General features: G+C 70.9%; 26 protein-coding genes. 8 read left to right on the top strand and 18 right to left on the bottom strand.

The features are described from left to right. Positions 1-36: 36 nt before the first annotated feature. Genes AC5L36_RS23410 through AC5L36_RS23400 form a run of 3 tightly spaced genes read left to right on the top strand, consistent with a single transcriptional unit; the run spans position 37 to position 2,379 of the window. Complete coding sequence (locus tag AC5L36_RS23410; RefSeq protein ID WP_441219515.1) at positions 37-960, top strand: DUF6282 family protein; 924 nt, start codon at positions 37-39, stop codon at positions 958-960. After that, positions 950-1,519, top strand: coding sequence for a carboxymuconolactone decarboxylase family protein (locus tag AC5L36_RS23405; protein ID WP_441219514.1), 570 nt, complete (start codon positions 950-952; stop codon positions 1,517-1,519). The genes AC5L36_RS23410 and AC5L36_RS23405 overlap by 11 nt, the downstream gene beginning before the upstream one ends. Continuing rightward, positions 1,516-2,379, top strand: coding sequence for an N-acyl homoserine lactonase family protein (locus tag AC5L36_RS23400; RefSeq protein ID WP_441219513.1), 864 nt, complete (start codon positions 1,516-1,518; stop codon positions 2,377-2,379). Before AC5L36_RS23405 ends, AC5L36_RS23400 begins: the two co-directional genes overlap by 4 nt. On the opposite strand, the gene AC5L36_RS23395 is transcribed toward AC5L36_RS23400, so the two are convergent. Genes AC5L36_RS23395 through AC5L36_RS23385 form a run of 3 tightly spaced genes read right to left on the bottom strand, consistent with a single transcriptional unit; the run spans position 2,345 to position 5,434 of the window. After that, the gene (locus tag AC5L36_RS23395; RefSeq protein WP_441219512.1) at positions 2,345-3,808 is read right to left on the bottom strand and encodes a flavin-containing monooxygenase; all 1,464 of its coding nucleotides are present in this window, start codon (positions 3,806-3,808) and stop codon (positions 2,345-2,347) included. The two genes, AC5L36_RS23400 and AC5L36_RS23395, sit on opposite strands and share 35 nt — an antisense overlap. After that, on the bottom strand, positions 3,805-4,716 hold the full coding sequence (locus AC5L36_RS23390; RefSeq protein ID WP_441219510.1) for a cupin domain-containing protein: 912 nt from the start codon (positions 4,714-4,716) through the stop codon (positions 3,805-3,807). The genes AC5L36_RS23395 and AC5L36_RS23390 overlap by 4 nt, the downstream gene beginning before the upstream one ends. Next, the gene (locus tag AC5L36_RS23385; RefSeq protein ID WP_441219508.1) at positions 4,706-5,434 is read right to left on the bottom strand and encodes an HpcH/HpaI aldolase family protein; all 729 of its coding nucleotides are present in this window, start codon (positions 5,432-5,434) and stop codon (positions 4,706-4,708) included. Before AC5L36_RS23385 ends, AC5L36_RS23390 begins: the two co-directional genes overlap by 11 nt. Before the next feature lie 189 nt (positions 5,435-5,623). Here AC5L36_RS23385 and AC5L36_RS23380 point away from each other — a divergent pair, with 189 nt between their 5' ends. Further along, positions 5,624-6,301: a GntR family transcriptional regulator gene (locus AC5L36_RS23380; protein WP_441219506.1), complete on the top strand. Its 678-nt coding sequence runs from the start codon at positions 5,624-5,626 to the stop codon at positions 6,299-6,301. Between the two features lie 61 nt (positions 6,302-6,362). Next, positions 6,363-6,752 (top strand): carboxymuconolactone decarboxylase family protein, encoded by a 390-nt coding sequence (locus AC5L36_RS23375; protein WP_441219504.1) that lies wholly within the window; start codon positions 6,363-6,365, stop codon positions 6,750-6,752. Here the strand turns inward: AC5L36_RS23375 and AC5L36_RS23370 are convergent. The 11 genes from AC5L36_RS23370 to AC5L36_RS23320 form a co-directional block, all read right to left on the bottom strand. Then, positions 6,745-7,500 carry a carboxymuconolactone decarboxylase family protein gene (locus tag AC5L36_RS23370; RefSeq protein ID WP_441219502.1) on the bottom strand — a complete coding sequence of 252 codons (756 nt, stop codon included), beginning with the start codon at positions 7,498-7,500 and terminating at the stop codon, positions 6,745-6,747. The two genes, AC5L36_RS23375 and AC5L36_RS23370, sit on opposite strands and share 8 nt — an antisense overlap. Continuing rightward, entirely contained in the window at positions 7,494-8,384 is an 891-nt protein-coding gene (locus AC5L36_RS23365; RefSeq protein WP_441219500.1) for an NAD(P)-dependent oxidoreductase, read from the bottom strand. The genes AC5L36_RS23370 and AC5L36_RS23365 overlap by 7 nt, the downstream gene beginning before the upstream one ends. Further along, a complete protein-coding gene (locus AC5L36_RS23360) occupies positions 8,381-8,764 on the bottom strand; it encodes a cupin domain-containing protein (RefSeq protein ID WP_441219498.1) in 384 nt (127 codons plus the stop codon). The genes AC5L36_RS23365 and AC5L36_RS23360 overlap by 4 nt, the downstream gene beginning before the upstream one ends. Beyond that, on the bottom strand, positions 8,764-9,657 hold the full coding sequence (locus tag AC5L36_RS23355; protein WP_441219496.1) for an NAD(P)-dependent oxidoreductase: 894 nt from the start codon (positions 9,655-9,657) through the stop codon (positions 8,764-8,766). The genes AC5L36_RS23360 and AC5L36_RS23355 overlap by 1 nt, the downstream gene beginning before the upstream one ends. Then, entirely contained in the window at positions 9,654-10,454 is an 801-nt protein-coding gene (locus tag AC5L36_RS23350) for an SDR family NAD(P)-dependent oxidoreductase (RefSeq protein WP_441219494.1), read from the bottom strand. Before AC5L36_RS23350 ends, AC5L36_RS23355 begins: the two co-directional genes overlap by 4 nt. 2 nt (positions 10,455-10,456) lie before the next feature. Continuing rightward, positions 10,457-11,299, bottom strand: coding sequence for an N-acyl homoserine lactonase family protein (locus AC5L36_RS23345; RefSeq protein ID WP_441219492.1), 843 nt, complete (start codon positions 11,297-11,299; stop codon positions 10,457-10,459). After that, positions 11,296-12,237: a DUF6282 family protein gene (locus AC5L36_RS23340; RefSeq protein ID WP_441219490.1), complete on the bottom strand. Its 942-nt coding sequence runs from the start codon at positions 12,235-12,237 to the stop codon at positions 11,296-11,298. Before AC5L36_RS23340 ends, AC5L36_RS23345 begins: the two co-directional genes overlap by 4 nt. Before the next feature lie 17 nt (positions 12,238-12,254). Next, positions 12,255-13,331, bottom strand: a complete 1,077-nt coding sequence (locus AC5L36_RS23335) for an ABC transporter ATP-binding protein (protein ID WP_441219489.1) — start codon at positions 13,329-13,331, stop codon at positions 12,255-12,257. Between the two features lie 3 nt (positions 13,332-13,334). After that, entirely contained in the window at positions 13,335-15,044 is a 1,710-nt protein-coding gene (locus AC5L36_RS23330; RefSeq protein WP_441219487.1) for an ABC transporter permease subunit, read from the bottom strand. A 5-nt stretch (positions 15,045-15,049) separates the two neighbouring features. Further along, the gene (locus AC5L36_RS23325; protein ID WP_441219485.1) at positions 15,050-16,057 is read right to left on the bottom strand and encodes an extracellular solute-binding protein; all 1,008 of its coding nucleotides are present in this window, start codon (positions 16,055-16,057) and stop codon (positions 15,050-15,052) included. Positions 16,058-16,151: 94 nt separating this feature from the next. After that, positions 16,152-16,931 carry an IclR family transcriptional regulator gene (locus tag AC5L36_RS23320; protein ID WP_441219483.1) on the bottom strand — a complete coding sequence of 260 codons (780 nt, stop codon included), beginning with the start codon at positions 16,929-16,931 and terminating at the stop codon, positions 16,152-16,154. Positions 16,932-17,150: 219 nt separating this feature from the next. Between AC5L36_RS23320 and AC5L36_RS23315 the strand changes: the two genes are divergently transcribed. After that, the gene (locus AC5L36_RS23315) at positions 17,151-17,882 is read left to right on the top strand and encodes an SDR family NAD(P)-dependent oxidoreductase (protein ID WP_441219481.1); all 732 of its coding nucleotides are present in this window, start codon (positions 17,151-17,153) and stop codon (positions 17,880-17,882) included. 53 nt (positions 17,883-17,935) lie between these two features. Beyond that, the gene (locus AC5L36_RS23310; protein ID WP_441219479.1) at positions 17,936-20,653 is read left to right on the top strand and encodes an EAL domain-containing protein; all 2,718 of its coding nucleotides are present in this window, start codon (positions 17,936-17,938) and stop codon (positions 20,651-20,653) included. 13 nt (positions 20,654-20,666) lie between these two features. Here the strand turns inward: AC5L36_RS23310 and AC5L36_RS23305 are convergent, their stop codons facing one another. Further along, positions 20,667-21,500 (bottom strand): alpha/beta fold hydrolase, encoded by an 834-nt coding sequence (locus tag AC5L36_RS23305; RefSeq protein ID WP_441219477.1) that lies wholly within the window; start codon positions 21,498-21,500, stop codon positions 20,667-20,669. Positions 21,501-21,619: 119 nt separating this feature from the next. Here AC5L36_RS23305 and AC5L36_RS23300 point away from each other — a divergent pair, with 119 nt between their 5' ends. Next, positions 21,620-22,210, top strand: a complete 591-nt coding sequence (locus AC5L36_RS23300; protein ID WP_441219475.1) for a TetR/AcrR family transcriptional regulator — start codon at positions 21,620-21,622, stop codon at positions 22,208-22,210. Here the strand turns inward: AC5L36_RS23300 and AC5L36_RS23295 are convergent. The 3 genes from AC5L36_RS23295 to AC5L36_RS23285 are packed head-to-tail and all read right to left on the bottom strand — an operon-like array spanning position 22,197 to position 24,522. Beyond that, on the bottom strand, positions 22,197-23,543 hold the full coding sequence (locus AC5L36_RS23295) for a cytochrome P450 (protein WP_441219473.1): 1,347 nt from the start codon (positions 23,541-23,543) through the stop codon (positions 22,197-22,199). The genes AC5L36_RS23300 and AC5L36_RS23295 overlap by 14 nt on opposite strands. Continuing rightward, on the bottom strand, positions 23,540-24,070 hold the full coding sequence (locus tag AC5L36_RS23290; RefSeq protein WP_441219471.1) for a flavin reductase family protein: 531 nt from the start codon (positions 24,068-24,070) through the stop codon (positions 23,540-23,542). Before AC5L36_RS23290 ends, AC5L36_RS23295 begins: the two co-directional genes overlap by 4 nt. Positions 24,071-24,087: 17 nt before the next feature. Further along, entirely contained in the window at positions 24,088-24,522 is a 435-nt protein-coding gene (locus AC5L36_RS23285; RefSeq protein WP_441219469.1) for an acyl-CoA thioesterase, read from the bottom strand. Between the last annotated feature and the right edge of the window lie 2 nt (positions 24,523-24,524).

The raw sequence follows: 24,524 nt of genomic DNA, 5'->3' as shown, positions 1-24,524 counted from the left end.
ATTGTAGTATCGTCCTACAAGACGGGAGGTGCGCGGATGGGCCTTGCGGCGGCGCTGCCGGACGGGTTCGACCGGCTGCTGCGCGGTGCCGTCGACGTGCACGTCCACGGTCAGCCCGACCTGTCGGCCGGCTTGGCCAACCGGGGCGACGACGTCGAGGTGGCGCGGTTGGCGCACGCGTACGGCATGTCGGGCTGGGTCCTCAAGTCACACCTGTGGGCCACTATGGACAGAGCCGCACGCGTCGAGCGGGCCATGGCGGAGACCGGATTCAGGGTCTACGGCAGCATCACGCTCAACCCGCCGGTCGGCGGCCTGGAGCCCGCGGTCGTCGAGCTCGCCGCCGCGCATGGCGCGCGGGTGGTGTTTCTGCCGACGTGGGGTGCGGCCGCCGACACGGCGCGCGACGGATACATCTCGACGCTGCTGCGACGCCTCTCGCCATCCTTCGGCGAATACAACGCCCGCACGGCCGTCGCGCTGCTCGACCCCACCGGTGCCCTGTCCGGGCGGGCGCGCGCGGTGGTCGACGCCTGCCACGCGCTCGGCCTCGCGCTCGCCACCGGCCACGCCTCCGTCGAGGAGAGCCGCGCGGTCGCCGGGTACTGCGCGGCGGTCGGGCAGCGGCTGCTCGTCACCCATCCGCTGCACTACACGAAGGATCCGGCGCGGCTGCGTGAGTTCGTCGACATGGGCGCCTACGTCGAGTTCTGCAACGCGCCACTGGTGCATCCGGACGGGCATCTGACCGTCCGCGACGTGCACGAGGCACTGACCGCGGTCGGGCCGGAGCGGGCGATCCTCACCACGGACGTGTTCTCCCGCTGGGTGCCGCCCGAGCCGGAGTGCCTGCGGATGTTCGTCGAGCAGCTCGCCTACCTCGGCTGGACCGCCGAGCAGATCGCCACGATGGTGGTCGCCAACCCCCGAGCGTTTCTGGAGATGCGGCATGAGAGTTGACGCGATCGATCCCGCGGACATGACCGACGAGCAGCGACCGCTGTACGAGCGGTACACGACCGGCCCGCGCGCGGCGCCGGACAGCCCCTTCCTGCTCGTCGGCCCGGACGGCCGGCTCCAGGGGCCGCCCGCGGTCTGGATCCTCAGCCCCACGTTCGGCCAGGCGCTCGTACACATCGGCGGAGCGGTGCGGTTCGGCTCGCGGCTGCCGGCCCGGGCGTGCGAGATCGCGATCCTGCTCGTCGGCCACCGCCATCGCAGCGCTTTCGAGCTGTACGCACACCGGCGCGCGGGGGCGGCCGCCGGTCTGACCGAGGCGGACATCGCCGGGCTGGCCGACGCGCGGGAGCCCGCGGGGATGTCCGATGTGGAGTCTTGCGTCTTCCGCACGACGCGGCGGATCCTCGACCGGGGCACGCTCGACGACGGCGAGTTTCGCGACGCCGCCGGTGTGCTCGGCGAGGCCGGCCTCTTCGAGCTGGTCACCATCATCGGCTACTACACGATGGTGGCCATGCAGCTCGCCGTCTTCGACGTCCAGCCGCCGGAGGCGCCGTGAGCTACTCCATCTGGATCCTCGAGTACGGCTTCGTCGACCGCTTCCCGGCGAGCAACATCTTCGCGGCGCAGCCCAACGAGGGACACCGGCCGATGCCGTACTGCTTCGGGCTGGTGCGGTCGGCGGAACGCTGCGTGCTGGTGGACACCGGCTTCGTCGACCAGGCGGTCTACGACCGGCTCACCGCGAAGTACGGGCACACCGCGTGGCGCGCGCCGGTCGACGTGCTCGCCGGCGTGGGTGTCGAGGCCGAGCAGGTCGACACGATCCTGTTGACGCACAACCACTTCGACCACGCCGGCTGCGTCGACGCGTTTCCCGCCGCGCACGTCTACATCCAGCGGCGGGAGATCGAGCAGTACCTTGCCGCCGCCGCCCGGCCGGGCCGGTTCGAGTTCCTCACCCGCTTCTGCCAGCCAGACCTGCCGCGGCGGCTGGCCGCCCGGCGGGCGACGCTCGTCGACGGGGTGGCCCAGGTGGCGCCGGGCATCGAGCTGCGGCCGGCGTACGACACCCACACCGCCGGCTCACAGGTCGTCGCGGTAACCAACGAGGCGGACGGCACATGGGTGTTCGCCGGCGACAACATGTACAGCTACGAGAATATCGAGGGCCTGCGCGGCGACGGTGTCTTCGTGCCCATCGCGATGAGCACCGGCAGCGCCACCACGTGGCTCGACCTCGCCGACGAGATGCTGACCAGCGTCGGCGGCGACAGCCGGCGGATCCTGCCGTTTCACGACGCCGCCGTGTGGGACCGGTTTCCGACCGCCACAGTGGACGGTGGCCTGCACGTGGCGGAGGTGTCCCTGGCCGGCGGGCATCCTAGCGTCGTGCCCGCAGGCCCCACCGCGCGATGAGCCGGGTGGCGAGGGCGTAGGCGAGGTGACCTCCCGGCCACTGCGTCACGTTGTGGCCGGCCGGGTCGTGGTAGTAGTTGTGGCAGCCGGACTCCATCGCGGAGGCGCGGGTGGCCAGCCGGCGGTCGACCCACGCGACGAAGCGCCGCGCCGCCGCGGGTGACGTGTCGATGCTCCGCGCGCGGCCGCGGGCCAGCCGCCGCACGGCCGCCACGACGACCTCGGCCTGCCGCTCCAGCTGGGCGATGATGGACACGCCGCCGTTGGTGTTGGGTCCATAGAGGATGAAGAAGTTGGGAAAGCCGGGCACGGTGATGCCCATGTAGGCACTGGCCCGCTCGCGCCAGGCGTCGTGGATGCTGCGCCCGTCGCGACCCTTGACGTCGATGCTGGCCAGAAACCTCGTCGGCTGGAAGCCGGTGCTGAGCACCAGCACGTCGACCTCGCGGGCGGTGCCGGTCGCGTCGACCACCCCGGTCGGGGTCACCCGGCTCACCGCGTGCGGCACCAGCTCCACGTTGTCGCGGTTGAGCGTGGGATAGAACGTCGAGGAGATGACCGGTCGCTTGCATCCCCACGGGTAGTCCGGTGTCACCGCCGCCCGCGTCACCGGATCGTCGATGCTCTCGGCGATGAACCTGTGGCACACCTCGCGCATCCGCCGCTGGCGGCTGGAGCCGGCGTCGTACCCCTTGAACCGCCGGTTGCCCTGGTGGAAGATGCGGGCCCGGCTCAACCGCTGGGCCAGCGGCACGTTGCGATACCACCACCGCTCGCGCGGGCTGAAGTCTCGCTCGTGCTTGGGCTCGATCCAGCCGGGCTGCCGCTGGAAGACGTAGACCTGGCCGGCGACCGGCGCGATGGCCGGGACGATCTGCACGGCGGTCGACCCGGTGCCGACGACCGCGACCGACTTTCCGGTGAGGTCGTGGTCTTCCCACCGCGAGGTGTGGAAACACGGCCCGGCGAAGGTGTCGAGCCCCGGCCACTCGGGATAGCGCGGCACGTTGAGCAGGCCGAGCGCGGAGATGACGACGTCGAACTCCGTGCTCTCACCGTGCTCTGTGGACAGCACGTAGCAGCCGCTCGACTCTTCCCAGACGAGGTCGGTGACCCGCGTGTTCAGGCGCAGGTGCGGGGTGAGCCCGAAGCGCTCGACCACGTGCTCGGCGTAGGCGAGCAGCTCCGGCTGGGTCGCGTGGGTGCGCGGCCAGTCGTACTTGAGGAACGAGAACGAGTACGCGTGCGAGTGCACGTCGACCTCGCAGCCGGGGTATCTGTTGTCGAACCAGGTGCCACCGACGCCGGCGGACTGCTCGAAGATGACGAACCTGACCGAGCCCAGCCGGCGGAGCTTGACCGCGGCCGCGATGCCGCCCAGCCCGGCACCGATGATGGCCACCCGGACCGGAGTGTGGTCGCGCCTCATCGGCTGGGCGGTGCCGGATAGTCGTCGGCGTTGAACACCCAGCCCTCCATGGCCGAGAAGTCGAAGCGCGGTGGCGAGAAGACGTCGACGAGGTGGTTTTCGCCCGCACCGATCGCCTCGCTCGTGTGCAGTGAGGGCGGCGGGATCACCGTGACGGACGGCGCGTGGCACAGCTCGTGCTCGTCGTCTCGCCAGTGGGCCCGGTTTGTCGTCCACGGCCAGCGGATGTGGTGCACGTACTCCCCCGCCAGCACGATGGAGCACTGCTCGAAGTCGTCGTGCTTGTGCGGCGACAGCTTCGCCGGGTCACGCGGGCCCTGCTTCGGGTCGATGAAGTTGACCATGAAGGTGGTGCAGCGGTACAGGCGGAACGGCGGGCTCGACAGCGGTGGCACGGTCAGGTCGTAGCTGCGCACGCGATAGCCGCCGACGGGCTCGGGCCACGGCTGGAACGGCGGGATGTTTTCGTGCGGCTCGGCGTAGGACTCGGCGTTGGCGGCGAGCGCGGCGACGTCGGCTGAGCGCGTGGTCAGCAACCGCAGCACGCGCCCCTGCCCGGTGACAGTCACCGTGCTGTCGCCGGGCGGCAGGACGAGCATCGTGCGGCCGGTCACCGAGACCTCCTCGCCCGGCGCCTCCACGCGGGCGGCGAGAGCGTCGTCGGCCAGCAGCACCACGTACTCGTCGGGCTGCCCACGGCGCGTGAACTCGGCAGTGCCGTCCACTTCGGAGTATCCGACGACGAAGTTCTGCCCGCGGGCGTACCAGGTCGCGACGCCGTCGGTCTTCTCCACCGGGGCCAGGTCGCGAAACTTCACGTGCTCCGACCCGGAGAACCGCTCCGGCACGGCGGAGGCCGCCGCGCTCGCCGGCAGGGTCGAGCGCAGATCGCTGGCGTCATACGCCATGGGGTTTCCCTCCGGAGAGTCGGCTGCGGACGTCGGCGACGGCGGACGCCGCGGCGCTCCTCAGCAAGCTGGTGTCGTTGCCGACCATGACGTACCGGTAGCCGCGGTCGGCGGCGGCCTGTGCCTGCGCGGCGCTCCGCACCGCGGTGCCGGCGGGCACACCACGCGCCTGGGCGGCGGCCAGCAGCCGGTCGACGAGCTTCTGGATCGACGGGTCTGCCTCCGGCAGCCCGGAGGACAGCTGTAGGTCGCCCATGCCGAGAAAGACGCCGTTGAGCCCGGGGACGGCGAGGATGTCGTCGACCGCCTCGATCGCGGCGCGCTCCTCCAACTGGACCGCGCGCATGACTTCCTCGTCGCCGAAGCGCAGGTACTCCGCGCGCGGGGTGGCACCCCAGCGCCCGGCCCGCGAGGTGATGCCGATGCCGCGCTCGCCGCCCGGTGAGAAGAGCATCTGCCGGACCGCCGCACTCGCCTCGGCGACGGAGGTCACCCGCGGCACCAGGATGCCGTCGACGCCGGCGTCGAGCAGCCGCTGGAGGTAGCCGCCGCTGCGGTCGGGAACGCGGACGAGGACCGACATGCCGGCGCCCTGCGCCACGACCGTTGCCTGGTAGGCGAACTCGAACGTCAGCGGCGCGTGCTCCTGGTCGACGACGACGAAGTCGAACCCGGCGTCGGCGAGGATCTCCACCGGCTCGAGCGCCGGAATCTTCACCCACGTGCCCACCAGACACCGATCGCTGGAAGCCAGTCGGCGGGCGAAACCCAACCGCACGATAACGCTCCTCACGTGGGATTTCAGTCCGCAAGATTGTAGCATCGTCATACGATCTGGAACAACGGCGGAGGCGCCGGTGCGCGCTGGGTACGATGTGCGGGCACACCTGGTACAAGGAGGACGGCGGTGACCCGAGCCAATACGTTGCGGGTTGAGCGGTCGCCGGCTCTGATCCGCTCGCAGGTGGTGGAAAACCTGCGGCAGGCGATCCTCGACCGCCGGCTCGCGCCCGGGCAGCGACTGATCGAGCGCGAGCTCGTGGAGCTCACCGGCGTCTCGCGCACGAGTGTCCGCGAGGCGTTGCGCGAGCTGGCCGCGGAGGGTCTGGTCACCGCGATCCCCAACAAGGGGATGATCGTCACCAGCGTCAGCGCCGAGGAAGCGCGCCAGCTCTACCAGGTGCGCGCGGTGCTGGAGGCGCTCGCCGGCCGCCTCTTCGTGGAGCACGCCGGCGCGGCACAGCGCAAGGCACTCGTCCGCGCGCTGGAGCGGATCGAGCGGCTGGCCGCGAAGGGCTCCCCGGTCCTGGCCGCCAAGGACGCCTTCTACGACGTGCTTTTCGAAGGCGGCGGCAACGACGCGCTGCGGTCGGTCGCGGGCAGCCTGCACGCGCGAGTGAGCGTGCTGCGCTCGCTGTCGCTGTCGGTGCCCGGCCGGGTCGAGCACAGCACCAAGGAGCTGCGCGCGATCGTCGACGCCGTGCTGGCGGGCGACGCCGAAGCCGCCGCCGCGGCCTGCGCGCGCCACGTCGAGGAGGCCGGCCGGGCGGGGCTGACCGCCCTCTCCGAGCAGGACGGCGCGTAGCGCGCCCTTCCCCGGCGCCGACCAGATTGTATGATGGTCGGACATTCGGAGGGAGCGGTCCATGGGTGACGACGAGAGCCGGTTCGAGCGCGGCATGCGGGTCCGGCGTGAGGTGCTCGGCGATTCGCATGTGGACCGGTCGATGGCGCGGGCCACCGACTTCACCCGGGTCGTGCAGGAGTACGTGACGGCGACCTGCTGGGGCGACGTCTGGTCCCGGCCCGGGCTCGACCGCCGCACCCGCAGCCTGCTCAACCTCGCGATGCTGACCGCGCTCAACCGCCCGCACGAGTTCTCCGTGCACGTGCGCGGCGCGCTCCGCAACGGCTGCACGCTGGACGAGATCCAGGAGGTCCTGCTACAGACCGCGGCATACTGTGGCGCGCCCGCCGCGCTGGAGTCGTTTCGCCTTGCCCAGCAGGTCATCGAGCAGGAGGCGGCCATCAGCTAGCGCCGCGGGCCAGCTCTTCGGCGAGGATGGGTACGGCTGTGGTCGCCGCGTGGATGCCGATGACGCTGGCGATCTCGAGCACCTCGACGATCTCCTCGGTGGTGGCGCCGAGGCGGAGCGCGTTGCGCATGTGGAGCTTGAGCCCGGGGGCGTAGAGGTGCGTGGCCGCCGCGTCGAAGGCGATGTAGACGAACTCCTTGACCTTCGGTGGCAGTACGCCGGTCCGCCACGGCACCGAGGAGAACTCCACATAGGCCTCGAACAGCTCGGGGTCAAGCTCCAGCAGGCCGTCCCAGAATTCGTGCCAGTAGCCGCGGTTGGCGGTGAACTCGGCCTTGAGCTTCTCCCGCCGCTCGTCGAGCGGTGCCGGTCCGGTGCGCCTGCCCTCCTCCTCCAGCACCTCGATGAGCAGCGGGATACCGATGTTGCAGGCGTGGATGCCCAGCGTGCTGGTCAGCTCCAGCACCTCCATCAGCTCGTCCGCTGTCGCGCCGAAGGCGATCGCGGCGCGGATGTGCTGGCGGATGCCCGGGGTGTAGAGATGGGTGGCCGCCGCGTCGACCGCGATGTAGATGAACTCCTTGACCTTCGGCTCCAGGTGGTTCTTGCGCCAGGGCACCGCCGACCAGTTCAGGTAGGCGCGCAGGAACGCGGGATCGAGTTCGAGTATCCGTTCCCACGTGTCGCTCCAGGTGGAGCGGACCGCGATGAACTCGTCCTTGATCTGCTGCTGTTCGGCGGTCAACACGGGCCACTCCCTCGTTCGTCGGTTTTCATGCGCGCCGCCAGCCAGGCGGCGACCTCGGTGTGGTCCGCGTCCGGCGGGAGCGCCTCGGCGGCCGCCGCCCAGGCCGCCAGCGCCGCCGCCGACACCGCGGACGGGGTGCCGGTCGCCTCCTGCAAGCCGAGCGCGATGCCCATGTCCTTGAGCATCAGGCGCAGGCCGAAGCCGGAGTCGTACGTGCCGGGGAGCACGAACCTTGGCCACTTGGTCTCGGTCGACCCGCTGCGGCCACTGGAGGCGTTGACGATGTCGAGCATCACGCGCGGGTCGAGGCCGAACGCCTGCCCGGCGAGCAGCGCCTCGGAGGCCACCATCAGGTGCGCGGCGGACATCAAATTGTTGAGCGCCTTGACGGCGTGGCCGGCGCCGACCACCTCGCCGGCGTGCACCACGCGCGAGCCGAGCGCGTCGAAGATCGGGCGGAGCTCGGCGAGCGCGGCGCCCGGGCCGCCGACCATGATGGTCAGGGTGCCGTCCCGGGCGGCGGCGACGCCGCCGGAGACGGGCGCGTCGACGAGCGTGACGCCGCGTTCCCCGGCGACACGGGCCAGCGAACGGGTGCGGCCGGGGTCGGAGGAGCTCATGTCGACCAGCAGCGTGCCGGGACGGAGCCGGTCGAGGAGGCCGTCGCCCAGCAGGACCCGCTCGACGACCGCCGAGTCCGGCAGCATGAGGAGCACCGTGTCCGCTGTGGACACACCGGTCACCGTGGCGGCGAGCGCGGCGCTGCCGGCGAAGCGTTCGCGGGCGGCCGGCACCACGTCGTACACGCACAGGTCGTGCCCGGCCGCGACAAGGCGCGCGGCCATCGGTCCGCCCATGTTGCCCAGCCCGACGAAGCCGATCACGTCCGGGCCAGGTAGTCGTCGTCGGCGACCGGATCGCGCCAGGCCGTCTGGCCGAGCGAGACGGCCAGGTGCACGAGGTACGTGTCCGGTGCGCCGCCGTGCCAGTGCGCCTCACCGGGCGGCACCCACACCGTGTCGCCGGGGCGGAGCGCCTGTGGGTCCCCGCCCGCCGAGCAGACGAGCCCGGCGCCGGCCGTGACGAGCAGGATCTGGCCCTTTTCGTGGGTGTGCCAGTGGGTCCGGGCGCCGGGTGCGAAGAAGACGCTCGCCACCGTGACGTCCGGCCCGGACCGCAGCGGGTCGGCGAACACCGTGCCGGTGAACATGGCCGTGCGCCGCTCCGACGGCAGCCGGTCGGCGTGTGCCCGGACGATCTCCATCAGTGCTCCTCCGGTGTGTGCAGGCGCGTCCCGCCGGCGAGGTCGCCGATCGCGTCGACGACCCGGTTGCTTATCTGGTCGGCGTAACCGAGGTTGTTGGCGAGCCCGAACGCGGCCAGTGGGCCGGCCGCCGACAGCGACGGCACGCCGAGCTGGGCGAGGCAGTCCACGTAGAGCGTGACGTCCTTCGTCATCAGCGCGTTGGTGAGACCGCCTTCGAGGTAGTCGCCCTTGACGATGTGCGGAAACCGGTTGAGCGTGGCGAAGTTGACGCCGCTGCTGGCGTTGAGCACGTCGAGCACCTGGTCGAGGTCGAGGCCGGCCCGCTTCGCCGCCACCATCACCTCGGCGGTGGCGGCGAGGCTGATCGCGTTGAGGAAGTTGTTGAGCACCTTCGTCGTGTGGCCGGCGCCGGGCTGTCCCATGTGGATGACGGCGCGGGCGAAAGCGGCGAACACCGGCTCCATCGTGGACAGCGCGTCCGGCGAGCCGCCGACCATGACGGTGAGCGTCCCGCGCTCCGCCGCGGCCGCGCCACCGGAGATGCCCGCGTCGAGGTACTCGACACCGATGGCGGCCAGCGCCGCGTGCACGCGGACGGTCGAGGCGGGTGCGGCGGTGCTGAGGTCGACGACGATCTGGCCGGCGCGGCCGGACTCCAGGACGCCGCCGGGGCCGAGCACGACCGCCTCGACGACCGTGCTGTCGGGCAGGGAGAGCAGGACGGCGTCGCTGGCCTCCACCACGGCTCGCACGTCGCCGGCCGCCTCGGCGCCCGCGGCCGCGGCCCGCGAAGGCTCGGTGTCGAAGCCCAGCACCGGCGTGCCGGCGTCGACGAGCCGGCGCGTCATGCGTCCGCCCATGTTGCCCAGGCCGATGAAACCCACCTTCACGGAGTGCTCCTCCCGTAGAGGGCGCGGTCGTACGCGGCGAAGTCCCAGGCGCCGGCGCCGCCCGAGGGCCGTACCGTGCTCACGATGTTCGCCCCGCCGTCGACCGAGACCACCTCGCCGGTCATGTACGCGGCCTCGTCGCTGAGCAGGAAGGCCACCACGCTCGCCACGTCGTCGCCGGTGCCGGCCCGGCGCAGCGGGGTGCTGCCGGCCCGGCGCACCATGTCGTCCTTGCCGCCGACCGCGCCGGGCGCGCCGGCGAACAGGTCGGTGGGCACGATGCCGGGCGCGACCGCGTTGACCCGGACGCCCAGCGGGCCGCCGTACATCGCGGCGCCGTGCAAGACGCCCAGCACCGCGTGCTTGGACGTCTGGTAGGCCAGGAGGTCCGCGCTGCCGCGCAGGCTGCCGATCGAGCCGGTGATCACGATGCTGCCGGTGCCGCCCTGCGCGGCGTACTGGCGGAAGGCCGCCCGCACGCCCAGGAAGACCCCGCGCACGTTCACCGCCATCACCCGGTCGAACTCCTCCACCGTCAGCTCGGGCAGCCTCGCGAACGAACCGGAGATGCCCGCGTTGAGGTGGTGCAGGTCGACCCGGCCGAACCTGTCGACGGCGGCCGCCATGTACGCGGCGACACCGTCTTCTGTGGACACGTCGGCGCGAACCCAGGCACCGTCGGCGTTGTCCACCGCGACGACGTGCGCTCCCGCCTCGGCCAGCCGCCGCGCCGTGGCCGCCCCGATGCCGCCGGCCGCACCGGTCACCACCGCGACCTTGCCCGCGAGCCCGCGCACGCCTACCTCCCGCCCAGCGCGATGGTCGCGGCGAGGCCGTCGCCGACGACCGGAAACCGCCGCATCACGTCCGGGTCGTGGCCGGCCACGAGGCGGTGCGTGTCGGCGAGCTCGCGCAGCAGCTGGAACGCCCCGTACATCGCCGGCAGGTCGGCGACATGCGCGAACGGACGGTCACGATCGAGCTCCTCGTAGTAGTGCAGCGCGTCGGAGGCGATGACGACGTCGCCCACCAGGACGATGAGCTGACCGGGAGTGTGCCCGCCCACCTCCACCAGCTCGATGCCGCCGGCCAGGGTGGTGCGGCCGTCGACGAGGTCGAGCCGGCCCGCCGCGTGCGCCACGCGCAGGGCCGCGACGTCTTCGTCCTCGACGGAGCCCGCGAAGAGCGGCTTGCGGGCCATCGGGCCGGTCCAGAAGTCGTACTCGCGGCGGGACATCACCAGCCGGGCGTCCGGAAAGACGCGCAGGTTGCCGATGTGGTCGTAGTGGCCGTGGGTCAGCACGACCGTCGTCACCTCGCCCGGGTCGACGCCGAGCCGGACGAGGGCCCGCTCCGGTGGGCAGAGCATGGTGCGGTGGCGGCGCCCACCACTCGCGTCGTTGAATCCACAGTCGACGAGCGTGGTCCGGCCGTCGAGCCGCACGACCCAGAAGTAGTAGTCCATGACGACACCGGCGTCGGGCTCGCCGTACGTGTCGTAGTGCAGGAAGACCTCGCTCCTGCGGGTCGTCCGCGTGCCGTACCGGACCGCGAGCACCTCGTGCTGCGCCTTCCACGCTCCGTCGCTCGGCGCTCGTTCGCCGTCGTGGTCGAGACCCGTAGCCTCCCGACTCCCGCTCATGGCAACAGCAGCTGCGCCGCGTTGGTGCCCACCATCTGCCGGGCGTCCGCCGCGGAGACGCCGGCGTCCAGCATGCCCCGCACGGCGCGGCGGTAGAGCGTCACCGGCAGCGGGTTGTCCTTCTGCCCCGAGTCCGAGGACATGATGGTCTGCCCGGCACCGACCGCCTCGACGAACGAGAGAAGCTCCCCGAGGTCCCGGCGGCGCTCCGGGCGGCCGAAGTACATGACGGCGCAGTGTTCGATGTAGACGCCCTGCCGTGCCCAGGCCGCCGCCTGCTCCACCGAGGCACCGACGACGAAGCACGGGTGGTTGACGACGATGCGCCGCACACCCGCCTCCAGCGCGGCGTCGATCAGCCGCTGTGACTCGGTGACGCCGAGGTGGCCGCAGGTCAGCACCGCGTCTTCGGACGCGACAACCGACAGGATGTCCCGGACCACCGGGAGTACCGCGCCGCTCTCGTCGAGGATCGAGATGACCTCCTGCGGACGCAGCTTCACCACCGAGGTGGGGAAGCCCGTGTCGTGCTCCTCGTGGTGGCGCACGTGCGCGGCCGAGGTGAGCGTGGGAAACCACACCACCCTGCCGCCCATCCGCAGCGCCAGCTCGACGGCGTACGGGTTGAGGCCGCCGACGGTCCGGTTGAGCGCGATGCCGCCGAAGACCTCGATCGGGAGGTCGGCCAGCCCCGCCGAGCGCAGCGCCAGGATGTCGCTCACCATGCTGTGGTGATGTGACTTGGCCACGATCGCGCGAAAGCCGGCTCCGGCCGCGTCGCGCGCCGCGTCGAGGATGCTCATCCGCCGCGGGAAAGGACTCGGTCCGGGGTGTTGATGCAGGTCGACCGCGCCGACCAGAAGGCTGTCCACCTCCTCGTCGGGCAGCCTCCGGTCCGCGTCGAGCTCCGGGTCCCAAAGGGAGACCTCCGCGATCATCCCGCCTCCTCGCGTCTTCACTCGGTCACCAGGACCTGGTCTTCGGGCCGCCAGTGGGCGACCACGGTGGCGCCCGGTTGGACGGCCGCCGGTGTGCCGACGGGCAGCGCGGCACAGCCGACCGAGCCGTCGCCGTAGGTCAGCTCGAGCCGGTAGTACGTGCCGTAGAACGAGACGTCGGTGACCACCGCCTCGGCGGCGTTGGCGCCTGGCGGCACCGACGCCTCGTCGAGAGCGACGCCGGTGCGCTCGGGCCGCACGATGAGCACGCTGCCGCGGTCCGGGTCGCCGACCGTCCACTTGCGATCGCGCCATTCGTACACGCCACCGCCGCGGTGCTGGCCCGCGAAGACGTTGGACTCGCCCAGAAACCGCGCCGCGAACTGGGTCGTGGGCCGGTGGTAGAGGTCGGTGGGTGTGCCGACGGAGTCGATCCGGCCGCGGTCGAAGATCGCGATCCGGTCGGACAGCGTCATGGCCTCGTCCTGGTCGTGTGTGACGAAGACGAACGTGAGCTTCAGCTCGCGGTGGAGCCGCTTCACCTCACGCTGGAGCGACTGCCGGAGCTTACGGTCGAGCGCGCTCAGCGGCTCGTCGAGCAGCAGCACACTGGGCGAGAACACCACGGCGCGGGCCAGCGCCACCCGCTGCTGCTGGCCACCGGAGAGCTCGTGCGGGCGGCGCTTTTCCATCCCGCCCAGGTCGACGAGCTCCAGCGCCTCGCCCACCCGCCGTTCGATTTCTACTTTGGACACCTTGCGCTCGCCCAGCGGGAAGGCCACGTTCTGGGCCACGGTGAGGTGCGGGAAGAGCGCGTAGTTCTGGAATACCATGCCGAACTCGCGCTTGTGCGGCGGGAGCCGGGAGATGTCCCGCCCGTTGAGGCGGATGCCACCCGACGTCGGCGTCGTGAAGCCGACGATCATGTTGAGCGTGGTCGTCTTGCCCGAGCCGCTGGGGCCCAGCAGCGTGACGAACTCGCCTGGCTCGATGTCGAGGCTGACGTGGTCGACCGCGGGCGTCTCGCTGGACCCGTATCGCTTGCACAGGTCCACCAACTCGATGCGCCCGCCACCGGCCGTCCGGATACTCACCGGCTACCTTCCCTTTCCGCGCCGCGCGCTGACGACTTGGGCGAGCAGGATGGGCACGCTCACCAGGACGACGATCAGGCTCGACGCGGCGGAGATCGTCGGGTCGATCTGGACGGTGACGCTGTTGAACATCTGGACCGGCAGCGTGACCGCACCGGGCCCTTGGAGGAACAGGGCGATGACGACCTCGTCCAGCGACGTCACGAACGCCAGCACGGCGCCGGACATGATGCCGGGCAGCAGCAGGGGAAACGTCACCTTGCGGAACGCGGCGAACGGGCTGGCGCCGAGGCTCGCCGCGACGCCGGGCAGCCGGCCGTCCATCCCCTGCAACCGCGCGGTCACCGCGATCACCACGAAGGGCAGGGCCATCGCGGTGTGCGCCAGGATGATGCCGATGAGCGTGCCGTTGAGGCCCACCTGGAGGAACGCGGCGAAGACCACCAGCGCGACGAGGATGTGCGGCACGATGAGCGGCGAGAGCAAAAACCCGGTGAGGGCGCCGCGCCAGCGCGGGGAGAGCCGCATCAGGCCGAGGGCCGCCGTCGTGCCGAGCACCGTCGCGAGTAGCGCGGTGATGAGCCCCGCCTGGATCGAGTTGAATATCGCGGCCGTCCACTCCGGCGAGGTGAAGAGCCGCTCGTACCACTGGAGCGACCAGCCGTTCGGCGGAAACTGGAAGGTCCTTCCCGAGGAGAAGCTCATCGGGATGACCACGAGGGTCGGCGCGACGAGGAGGACCGCGACGAGCCCCGTGTGCACCTTGAGCCAGGGCCGCATCTCCGTCGGCTGGTCTTCCCGGCCGCGCGAGCGGGCCGGCTGGTATCCGGGTGCGACGGACGAGACGCGCTGCCCGGCCAGGCGGCGGCTGACGCCGAGCACGACGAGGGTGACGACGAGCAGGAAGACGCCCATCGCGCCGGCGCCCCCGAAGTCGAGCAGCTCCTTGGTGCGCACGTTGATCACCTGCGCGATCATCGCGTTTCGCGTCGACCCGAGCAGGGCCGGCGTGACGTAGAAGCCCAGCGCCAGCACGAAGACGAGCGAGACCCCCGCGACGACGCCCGGCATGGAGAGCGGCAGGTAGATCCTGCGGAACGCGCGCCCGCGCGGCGCGCCGAGGCTCTGCCCGGCCGCCAGCAGCCGCCGGTCGATCTGGTCCATCGCGCTGTACATCGGGAGCACCAGGAACGGCAGCAGCACCTGGGTCATCGATATCGCGACGGCCGTCGTGGAGCCCAGCAGCGTGACGTCGCCGAGCCCGAACGGCGAGAGCATCCGCTGCACCATGCCGTCGTCCTGCATCAGGACCATCCACGCGAAGTTGCGCGCCAGCATGCTCGTCCAAAATGGAACGAGTACGACGGTCACCAGCACGGCGCGCATGGTCGGGCCGACCAGCGTCATCGCGTACGCGTACGGGTAGGCGAGCACCACGCCCACGGCCGAGACCACCAGCGCGACGAGCAGCGTCCGGCCCAGCACCCGCAGCGTGTAACCGTCGGTGAAGAGCGAGGCGTAGTTTCCGAGGCCGATGTCCGGCTCGGTGACGCTGTCCACGACGACGTTCGCGAGCGGCAGTACGAAGAAGACAGCCAGGGCGACGAGCGACGGCAGCAGGAGCAGCCATCCGGCGCCCTGCTTCCGGTCGGCGCGGGCCCGCCCGAGGCGCCCCGTGGGGGGCGCCTCGGCCGTGGCTGTTGGCGCGGCCATTCGCGTCAGCCGACCTTCCACGCGGTCCAGCGCTTGACGACCGCGTCGGTGTTGGCGATCCACCACTGCTTGTCCTGCTCGACGAGCCGGCCACGGTCGGGCAGGAACGCGTTGAACGCCTTCTGCTGCTCGGTGTACCCGATGGATGTGACGTCGACGTCGGTCCGGGCCGGCGCCGTGCCGGTCAGCTTGGCGTACGCGGTGGCCTGGGCCGGTTCGGTGACGAACGCGAGCATCTCCTGGGCGAGTTGCTTGTTGGGGCTGCCCTTCGGGATGACGAGGGCGCCGATGTCGGTGGTGTTGAAGTCCCAGACCGGGACGAGCTTGGCGCCGCTCTGCGAGGTGACGATCGACCGCGCCGTCACGGTGAGCACCATGCTGGCCTGCTTGTCGACGAGCTGTTGCTGGATCGCGCCGTAGCTGGGCGCGAAGACGACCGAGCTCTTGATCGTGTCGATCTTCCGGAGAGCCCGCTCGAGGTCGAGCGGGTAGACCTTCTCGGGCGGCACGCCGTCGGCGACGAGCGCGGCCTCGAGGAGACCGGCCTTCGGGTAGTCGTAGACGATCCGCTTACCCGGGAAGCGTTTGACGTCGAAGAAATCTTCGATCCTGGTCGGCTTCTCGCCGGGGAAGAGGTCCGCGTTGTAGCTGAAGATGTTGGCGTACCGGTAGGTCGGTACGAAGCACTCCCCCGTCGTACCCTCGGGAAACTTGCTGCGGTCGAGGGCGGGATCGTCGAGCTTCTCGTACAGCTCGCCGCAGTAGGCGCCGGCGTAGATCCAGCTCATGTTGGCCAGGTCCCAGATCGTCTTGCCCGCCTTGACCATGGTGCGGACCTGGGCGATCTCGGCCGGGCTGACGTTGGCGAACTGGGTGCCCGTCTTTGTGGTGAAAGGCTCCTGGAGGGCCTTCTTCTCGTCTTCCTGAAACTGTCCGCCGGTGCTCGCCCAGGTCAGCTTCTGCTCGCCGCCCGTGCCGCCGGACTCTCCACCCGCGCCACAGGCCGTCAGCATCAGGGAACCGATCGCGGCCACGGTTAAGAACCGAAATGTCCTCATTTTTCGCCTTTTTTTCGACGATCGATTGGGAGCTATCGCGTCCGGTACGTCAGTCCGACCCGCCTTCGAGCGGGCTGACCATCCGGCGACTGATCGTTTCCGCGCCCGCCAGCAGAGCGCGCGCCACCGGGCTGTCGCTCTCCATGGGCACGAACTGGGATATGCCGACAACGGCCAGCGTGGCGACGACCCGACCGGCTGGATCCCGGACCGGAGTCGCGACCGCGCTCACGCCCTCGTTGCGGCTCGCCCGGACCGCGATCCCGGTCCGGCGAACCTCCGCCAGCTCTTCCTCGGTCGCGTCCGCCGCCCCCGCGCCGAACCTGTAGAACGACTGGCCGCGGAAGGCCCAGAAGACCACGGCCTGCGCCGTGCTCGGGCCGAGCCGGCTGCCGACCGCGATCGACACGTGCGCGGTGCGGCTGCTGTCCTCGTGCACCCGCGCCACGGTGGGACCTTGACCGTTCCACACGCTGAGCACGACCGTGTGGCGGACGCGCACGCTGATCTCTTCCATCACCGGACCGGCGAGGTCGGTGACCCCGAGCCGAGAGAGCGCCATCGTGCCCAACTCGGCGAGGAGGACCCCGAACTCGTACCGGTTTCGGTCTCGGCGTTGTAGCAGGCTGTGGTTTTCCATCGACGCGAGGTAGCGGTGGGCCGTGGACTTACCCACGCCCAGCTCCTCGGCGGCCGACACCAGGTCGATGGTCTCGTTGGCCGCCAGCAGCCGGAGCAGCTGGACGACGCGCGCCACCACCTGGATGTCGCCGCTGGCGATCTCGAGCCCGTCGGCGGCGGGACGCGAACCCCGGGACGGGTTTGTCATGGGTGTCCTCCTCGCCACCTCGGGCGCCGTCCCGCATTGCGGGGCGACCATCCAGCTATCCGGTACGGCGAATGTAGGTGATCACGCCCGAGCCCTGTCAAGCCCTCGACGAAGATTTCAACCGGATTGCCGAGGAGTTAGATCTTGCCCCTTGACGGGATCAGACAGGAGAGCCCATCCTGCATTGCAGGATACTTACCCCGGTAGACGGGATATCGCATGGATCTGACCGCCGTCGTGACCGGCGCGGCCCGCGGCATCGGCCGCAGCGTCGTGACCCGGCTGCGTGCCGAGGGCTACCGGGTCGTCGCGGTCGACGTCTCGCCCGCGGTCGCCGATCTGGCCGAAGACGGCCGGGTGGTGCCGCTGCCCGCCGACGTGACGGCGGCCGCGACACCGGACGCCGCGGTCGCGCGCGCCATCGCCGCCTTCGGCCGGCTCGACCTGCTGGTCAACAACGCCGGCCGGTTTCTGCGCCGGCCCATCCTCGACACCACCGACGACGAGTTCGACGCCCTCTTCGCGGTCAACGTCCGGCCGGCGTTCCGGTTCGCGCGGGCCGCTCTGCCCCACCTGACCGACGCCGGCGGCTGCATCGTCAACGTCGCGTCGATCTCGGGCCTGATCGGCGTGCCCAACCAGAGCGTGTACGCGATGACCAAGGGCGCGGTCGTCCAGCTGACCCGCCAGCTCGCGATCGAGTGCGCGGGCCGCGGCGTGCGGGTGAACGCGGTGGCACCGGGCGCGGTCGACACCGAGTTCATGGCCGAGGCGCGGGCGGCCGACCCCGACCCGGCGGCGAGCCTCGCGGTCACCTTGAGCAACCATCCGATCGGGCGCATGTCCACCCCGGACGAGGTCGCCCGCGCGATCGTCTTCCTCGCCTCGCCGGAGTCCGCCGGCATCACCGGGACCATCCTCAGCGTCGACGGCGGCTACGTCGCCCGCTGACGCCGCACCGATCGGCCCAGCTCACGCGGCGGGCGCTGGCTATGCTCAACCAGATGCTGCTCCGTGAGGGGCGGGGGCCCGATTTGTCATCGAGAATCACCGTCGGCGTGCTAACGCCGCTGCTGTCCGGACACTATTTCGGAGGGCTGCTGCGGGGTGTCGCGCGCGCCGCCGCCGCGGCGGGCGGCCGCGTGGTCGCGGTGCAGACGTTCGACCCCGGTGTCGACGAGATCGCTTACCTGGACCTTTCGAACTTCCGGCGGCCCGTCGCCTGGCGCCACGTGGCGGGCTTCGTCGTGGTCCTCAACTCGGCCGACCGGCCGTACCTGGACGCGCTGCGCGACGCCGGCAAGCCGGTCGTGATGGTGAGCCAGGAGGTGCCCGGCTTCGACTGCCCGGTGGTCCTGCCCGACAACCGCGGCGGCACCCGGCTGGCCGTCGAGCACCTGATCGCACACGGACACCGCCGGATCGGGTTCGTGGGCTGGATGGCGCAGGAGGACATCCGGCAGCGGCACGAGGCGTACCGGGAGACGCTCGCCGCACACGGCCTGCCGTACGAGGAGGGCATGCTCTTCCCCGCCGGCGACAACGTGACGACCGGCGGCGAGGTGGCCGCCGAGCTGATGGTCCGCGCGGGCATGCCGGTCACCGCAGCCTTCTGCGCCAACGACTACAACGCGGTGGGCCTGATCCGCGGGCTCACCGCCGCGGGCCGCACGCTGCCGCGCGATCTGGCCATAGTCGGGTTCGACGACGTGACCGCCGCGCAGCACGTCGTCCCAAATCTGTCCACTGTGGAGGGGGCCTTCGACGAGGTGGGGCAGGAGGCGGGCGAGACGCTGCTGGCGATGCTGGAAGGCGGTGACGTGCCGGCGGGAAAGCGGTTCGCCCGCGAGGGCCGGTCCCGCCTCGTGGTGCGCCAGTCGTGTGGTTGCCGCCCGCGCCAGCCCGGGCCCGACGCGGCGAGCGCGCCGCTGCGGCTCGCGGCCGAAAACCAATATCTGGAACAGGCGCTGAGCAGCCAGTACGGCATCTCCATGGAGCTGCTGCGCAGCGAGGGCAACCCGGCGGACCTGGGGTGGCTCGAGCGTTCCCGGGCCACCGCCGGGTGCCTGGGCCTGTGGCTGCCCGACCGGACCGCCGATCCGCTGCTGGATATCGCCGGCACGTACCACCGCGACCCGACCCGCCAGCTCAAGCCGGAGAGCCCGGTCACGGTCGACGCGTTCCCGCCGGCCGAGCTGATCGACGAGTCAGATCCCGGCGCCGGACAGATCGCGTTCGTGGTGCCGGTGCGCCTGCGCGACAGCGACCGCGGGATGCTCGCCCACGTCGGCCCGATCGACACGCAGAAGTCTTCGATCGTCGAGACCGTCAACCAGTGGGCGGCGTTGCTCTGCGGCATGCTCGACCACCGGGAAGTGGTGACGTCCCTGCGGCGGCAGGAAGAGCAGCTCCGCCACGCCGCCCTCTACGACCAGCTGACCGGCCTGCCCAACCGCACGCTCTTCCTGGAACGGATCGGCGGCGCGCTCGGTCGGGCCGGTGGCGGTTCGGGCTACCGCTTCGGCGTGCTCTTCCTCGACCTCGACGGCCTCAAGGTGATCAACGACAGCCTCGGGCACCTGGCCGGTGATCGCCTGCTGTGCCAGGTGGCGGAGCGGATCAGGGCGGAGGTGCGGCCGGTGGACACGCCGGCACGCTTCGCGGGCGACGAGTTCGCCATCCTCGTCGACGGCATCGGCGACCCCGCCGCGCTCGCCGCCGTCGCCGAGCGTCTGCGCGAGGCCGTCGGCCGACCGCAGATGGTGGCCGGCCAGGAGGTGGTCGTGAGCGTCAGCATCGGCATCGCCGAGGGGACCAGCGACTACCAGAGCGCCGAAGACCTGCTGCGCAACGCCGACATCGCGATGTACCGGGCGAAGACGCGCAAGAAGGGTTCACACGCGGTCTTCGACGTGTCGATGCGCGCCGAGGCGGTCGACCGGCTGCGTATCGAGACCGAGCTGCGCCAGGCCCTCGCCGACAGCCGGCTGGAGCTGCACTACCAGCCGATCGTCGACCTCGCCGCGGGCACGACGGTGGCGCTGGAGGCGCTGCTGCGGTGGCGCCATCCGACGCAGGGCCTGCTGCCGCCCGCGCGGTTCCTCCCGGTGGCCGAGGAGGCCGGGCTCATGGTGCCGATCGGCCAGTGGGTGATCGGCGAGGCGTGCCGGCGGCTGGCCGGCTGGCGCCGGGCCGGCACCGTCCCCGACGACCTATGGGTCAGCATCAACCTGTCGGACCGGCAGTTCTGGTACGGAGACGCCGCCGCGACCGTCGCCGCGGCGCTGCGCCAGGAAGAGCTGCCCGCCCACTGCGTCGCGCTGGAGATCACCGAGAGCGTGGTGGTGCACGACGTCGGCGCCGCCCGGCGCATGCTGCACGACCTGCACGGCCAAGGGCTGAAGCTCTACGTGGACGACTTCGGCACCGGCTACTCGTCGCTGAGCCTGCTGCGCGAGCTGCCCATCGACGCGCTGAAGATAGACAAGTCCTTTGTGAACGACGTCGCCTCCAGCGCCAGGGCACGCGAGCTGATCCGCACCATCATCCTGATGGGACACAACCTGGGCATGGGCGTGATCGCCGAGGGCATCGAAGACCGCGAGCAGCACGCCGTGCTCCGCGAGCTGGGCTGCGAGCTCGGCCAGGGCCACCTCTTCTCCCGCCCGGTCCACGAGACGGCCTTCGGACCCCGGGGTCACCGTGGTCGACGACCGCGGTGACCCCGAAATCCGGTTACTTGCCGAGGAAGGCGAGCAGGGCTTCGTTGACCTCGTCGGCGTGCGTCCACAGTAGACCGTGCGGCGCACCGTCGACCTCGACGTAGTCGGCGGCCGGCAGCAGCCGGTGGAACGGGCGGGCGGTGGCGTCGATGGGCAGGATGTTGTCGGCGGTGCCGTGCAGGATCAGGGTGGGCACGTCGACCTTCGGGATGTCGCCCCGAAAGTCGGTGACCCAGGTCGGCACCGCGGCGCTGGAGGCAAACCAGGACGCGCCGGCGGCGACGTTCCAGCTGTTGCGCAGCGCCTCCTCGGAGAGCCGGGTGCCGAGGTTTTCGTCGGTGTTGTAGAAGTCGCGGTAGAAGGCGGTGAAGTAGGCGTACCGGTCGCGGGTCACGGCGTCGAGGATCCCGTCGAAGACCTCCTGCGGCACCCCGGTGGGGTTGTCGTCGGTCTTGAGCAGGAAGGGCTCCAGCGAGGCGAGGAAGGCGGCCTTGGCCACCCGGGCCGATCCGTACCTGCCGAGGTAGCGGGCGACCTCACCGGTGCCCATCGAGAAGCCGACCAGGACGACGTCGGTGAGGTCCAGCGTGTCCAGCAGGACCTTCAGGTCCGCGGCGAACGTGTCGTAGTCGTAGCCGGTGGTCGGCTGGCTGGAACGCCCGAAGCCCCGGCGGTCGTACGTGATGACGCGGTAGCCGGCCTGGAGCAGCACCGCGCTCTGCTTCTCCCACGAGTGCCCGTCCAGCGGGTAGCCGTGGATGAGGACGACCGGCTGACCGGAGCCGTGGTCCTCGTAGTAGAGGTCGATGCTGGTGTCGTTTTCCGAGCCGACGGTGACGAATGGCATCTCTGCCTCCTGCGATCTGGGGAGAACGATCGTTCTCACCGCTGCGATGTAGTCTAGAGAACGAGCGTTCTCACGACACCGTGAGAGGTGTCACCGCACGTGGTGGGACGGAGGGGAATATGGACGACGAGACGGCGCGAGCCCAGGTGCTGGCGGCGGCCGACCGGCTCTACTACCGGCTCGGCATCCAGGCCGTGGGCATGGACGCCCTGCGGGCCGAGTCGGGTGTGCCGCTCAAGCGGCTCTACCGGCTGTTCTCCTCCAAGGAGGCCATCGTCGAGCAGGTCCTGCTCGGCCGGCGCCAGATGTGGCACACGCTGGTCGACGAGGCGATGAGCACCGGCGACTCCCGCGAACGGCTGCTCGCCCTCTACGACGCGCTGGCCCGCTGGTTCGACCAGGACGACTTCCGCGGCTGCGTGTTCATCAACTCCTTCGGCGAGCTGGGCACGACGGCACCCCGGATCGCCGAGATCGTGCGATCGCACAAGGCGGAGTTTCAGGCCCGGCTGACCGCGCTCGTCGCCGAGGCCGGCGGGCCGCCGTCGCTCGCCGCCCAGCTGGCGATCCTCGCCGAGGGGGCGCAGACAACGGCGGCCATCGCCGGCACGAGCGACGCGGCGCGGCAGGCCCGGCAGGCGGCCGAGATCCTGATCGACGCCACGATCGGCAGCGCCGCTTCGAAGACGGAAGGTCTTAGCGGGCGCTGATGCTCATGGGTAGGCCGCCGCGGACGCGGAGGGAGAGCATCGGCTCGGGGACGACGGCGTAGCCGGGGACCTTGGTGAGGCGTAGTTCGCGGGCGACCATCGCCACCACGAATGTGGCCTCCAGCATCCCCAGGTTGTTGCCGACGCAGAACCGCGGGCCGGCGCCGAACGGGATGTACGCGTACCGCGGCCGGTCCACGGCGCGGGCGTGGTCGAAGCGCTCCGGGTCGAAGCGCTCGGGCTGGTCCCAGAAGGCCGGGTGCCGGTGCAGGGTGTACGGGCAGATCAGCACGTCGGAGCCGGCCGGGATGTCGTAGCCGCCGACGACGTCGGGTTCCTGGGCGAGGCGGGAGAGCATCCAGACGGGCGGGTAGAGGCGGATGACCTCCTCGACGACCATCGCGGTGTACCGCAACCGGTGCAGGTCTTCGTAGGTGGGCAGGCGGTCGCCGAGCACCTCGGTGGCTTCGGCGTGCAGCCGCTCCCACACCTCCGGGTGGCGGTCGGCCAGGTAGAAGGTCCAGCTCAGCGTGCTCGCCGTGGTCTCGTGGCCGGCCAGCAGCAGGGTGATCATTTCGTCGCGCATGCGTTGCCGGCCCACCTTCGGGTCGCCCTCGCGCGAGGTGGAGTCGATCAGTCGGGACAGGGCGTCGTCGGCGGCCGGGCGGTCACCGCGCCGCCGTACCAGCTCGTCGACGATCCGCTGGAGCTCGCGGCGGGCGCGGCGGAAGCGGAGCTGGTGCGGCAGCGGCACCCACATCGGCACCATGCTCATCGAGACCATCTCGAACATCGCCTGGTCCTGCATCGCCTCGAAGGACGGCCCGATCTCCCGGAAGCCGCCCAGGTCGGCGTCGAGCAGGGTGCGGCCGAGCACGCCGAGGGTGAGGCCGGTCATCTCGCGTACGACGTCGACCGGCTCACCGCCCGCGTGGGCCCGCAGGCGGGCGACGAGGCCGGCCGCCTCCTCCGCCACGATGCCCGCCTGCTGCGCTATCCGCTTGGCCTGGAACACCGGCTGGATCACCTTGCGCTGCTTGCGCCACAGGTCGCCCTCGCTGGTGAGCAGGCCGTCGCCGAGCGCCCGCTTGGCCTGGGCCAGCCCGACGCCCTTGTGGTAGTTGGTGGGGTTGTCCGCCAGCACGTACTTGGCGTGGTCGGGGTGGTTGAAGAAGTAGAGGACCTTGGGGCCGATGGCGATCCGCACCGCGTCGCCGTAGGCGGCGGCCGACGACATCAGCCCGAGCCGGTCCCGTACCAGCTTCCAGAGCAGGCCGGGTGCCTTCCGGGCCGGTGGCCCGGGCGGCACGCGTCGAGTGGGGGCAAGGGTCATGTCGTCACCTCCGCTGACACGGCGGCCGCGCGGAACCGGCCGTTGATGAAGACCAGCACGTCGTCGTCGGAGCGCCGGTCCAATGAGACCACCTTGCCGAGGAAGATGGTGTGGTCGCCGCCGCCGTAGGCGCGCCACAGCTCGCATTCGAAGTGGGTGACGGCACCGCCGATCAGCGGTGCGCCGGTGAGCCCGCCGGGTTGCCAGGACACGGGTTCGAACTGCGCGATCCCCAGTGGACGCCAGCGGTTGGCGAAGTGCCGTGCCACGTCCTCCTGGTCGGCGGCCAGGACGGACACGCCGAAGCAGCCGGCCGCGGTCAGGTTCGTGTGCATGATCGCGTCCCGGTCGACGCAGACCAGCGCCAGCGGCGGGTCGAGCGACACCGACGTGAAGGAGTTGGCCGTCATCCCGTGCGCGACGCTGCCGCCCACGGTGACGACCGTGACACCGGTCGCGAACGTGCCGAACGCGCGCCGCAGCAACTTCGCGTCGGTGACCCCGCCGGCCGTCGTGGATCCGTTCACGCTCGCCTCCCCCATCGCTACACCCGGGCGGGTGCGTACGGCTCGAGCGCGCTGGCCAGCGCCTCCGGCACCCTTGTCGGCACGGTGGCGGTGTTCGGCCCGCGCATGCAGGCCACCCGCTGCCGGCCCCGGGCGACGAGGGTCTCGCCGCCCGGTTCGAGCCGCACGTAGTCGAAGCTGAACTCGATCTGCGTCTGTGCCAGGTCGACCAGCCGCATCCGGATGGAGAGCTCGTCGAAGGCGGTGATCTCGGCGTAGAACTCGCAGTCCACCTTGAGCGTGAACAGCTTGAGGTCGCCCTGGAGGTCGGCGAGGACCGCCGGCGCCCGCTCCTTGAGGAACATCTCCCGGCAGCGCCCCTGCCAACGCAGGTAGTTGACGTAGTAGACGTTGCCGACGATGTTGGTTTCCTCGAAGCCGACCGTGTGCGCGTACTCGAAGTACTTGTCCATCT

The organism is Phytohabitans sp. LZ39 (assembly GCF_059359075.1).
The sequence above is the reverse complement of the archived record's forward strand: the minus strand, read 5'-3'. Positions and strand labels throughout refer to the sequence as shown.

Coding starts and splice junctions, on each gene's coding strand:
- AC5L36_RS23410 (WP_441219515.1), top strand. CDS start 37: ATGGGCCTTGCGGCGGCGCTGCCGGACGGGTTCGACCGGCTGCTGCGC.
- AC5L36_RS23405 (WP_441219514.1), top strand. CDS start 950: ATGAGAGTTGACGCGATCGATCCCGCGGACATGACCGACGAGCAGCGA.
- AC5L36_RS23395 (WP_441219512.1), bottom strand. CDS start 3,808: ATGAGGCGCGACCACACTCCGGTCCGGGTGGCCATCATCGGTGCCGGG.
- AC5L36_RS23390 (WP_441219510.1), bottom strand. CDS start 4,716: ATGGCGTATGACGCCAGCGATCTGCGCTCGACCCTGCCGGCGAGCGCG.
- AC5L36_RS23375 (WP_441219504.1), top strand. CDS start 6,363: ATGGGTGACGACGAGAGCCGGTTCGAGCGCGGCATGCGGGTCCGGCGT.
- AC5L36_RS23360 (WP_441219498.1), bottom strand. CDS start 8,764: ATGGAGATCGTCCGGGCACACGCCGACCGGCTGCCGTCGGAGCGGCGC.
- AC5L36_RS23345 (WP_441219492.1), bottom strand. CDS start 11,299: ATGAGCGGGAGTCGGGAGGCTACGGGTCTCGACCACGACGGCGAACGA.
- AC5L36_RS23340 (WP_441219490.1), bottom strand. CDS start 12,237: ATGATCGCGGAGGTCTCCCTTTGGGACCCGGAGCTCGACGCGGACCGG.
- AC5L36_RS23330 (WP_441219487.1), bottom strand. CDS start 15,044: ATGGCCGCGCCAACAGCCACGGCCGAGGCGCCCCCCACGGGGCGCCTC.
- AC5L36_RS23325 (WP_441219485.1), bottom strand. CDS start 16,057: ATGCTGACGGCCTGTGGCGCGGGTGGAGAGTCCGGCGGCACGGGCGGC.
- AC5L36_RS23320 (WP_441219483.1), bottom strand. CDS start 16,931: ATGACAAACCCGTCCCGGGGTTCGCGTCCCGCCGCCGACGGGCTCGAG.
- AC5L36_RS23315 (WP_441219481.1), top strand. CDS start 17,151: ATGGATCTGACCGCCGTCGTGACCGGCGCGGCCCGCGGCATCGGCCGC.
- AC5L36_RS23310 (WP_441219479.1), top strand. CDS start 17,936: ATGCTGCTCCGTGAGGGGCGGGGGCCCGATTTGTCATCGAGAATCACC.
- AC5L36_RS23305 (WP_441219477.1), bottom strand. CDS start 21,500: ATGCCATTCGTCACCGTCGGCTCGGAAAACGACACCAGCATCGACCTC.
- AC5L36_RS23300 (WP_441219475.1), top strand. CDS start 21,620: ATGGACGACGAGACGGCGCGAGCCCAGGTGCTGGCGGCGGCCGACCGG.
- AC5L36_RS23295 (WP_441219473.1), bottom strand. CDS start 23,543: ATGACCCTTGCCCCCACTCGACGCGTGCCGCCCGGGCCACCGGCCCGG.
- AC5L36_RS23285 (WP_441219469.1), bottom strand. CDS start 24,522: ATGGACAAGTACTTCGAGTACGCGCACACGGTCGGCTTCGAGGAAACC.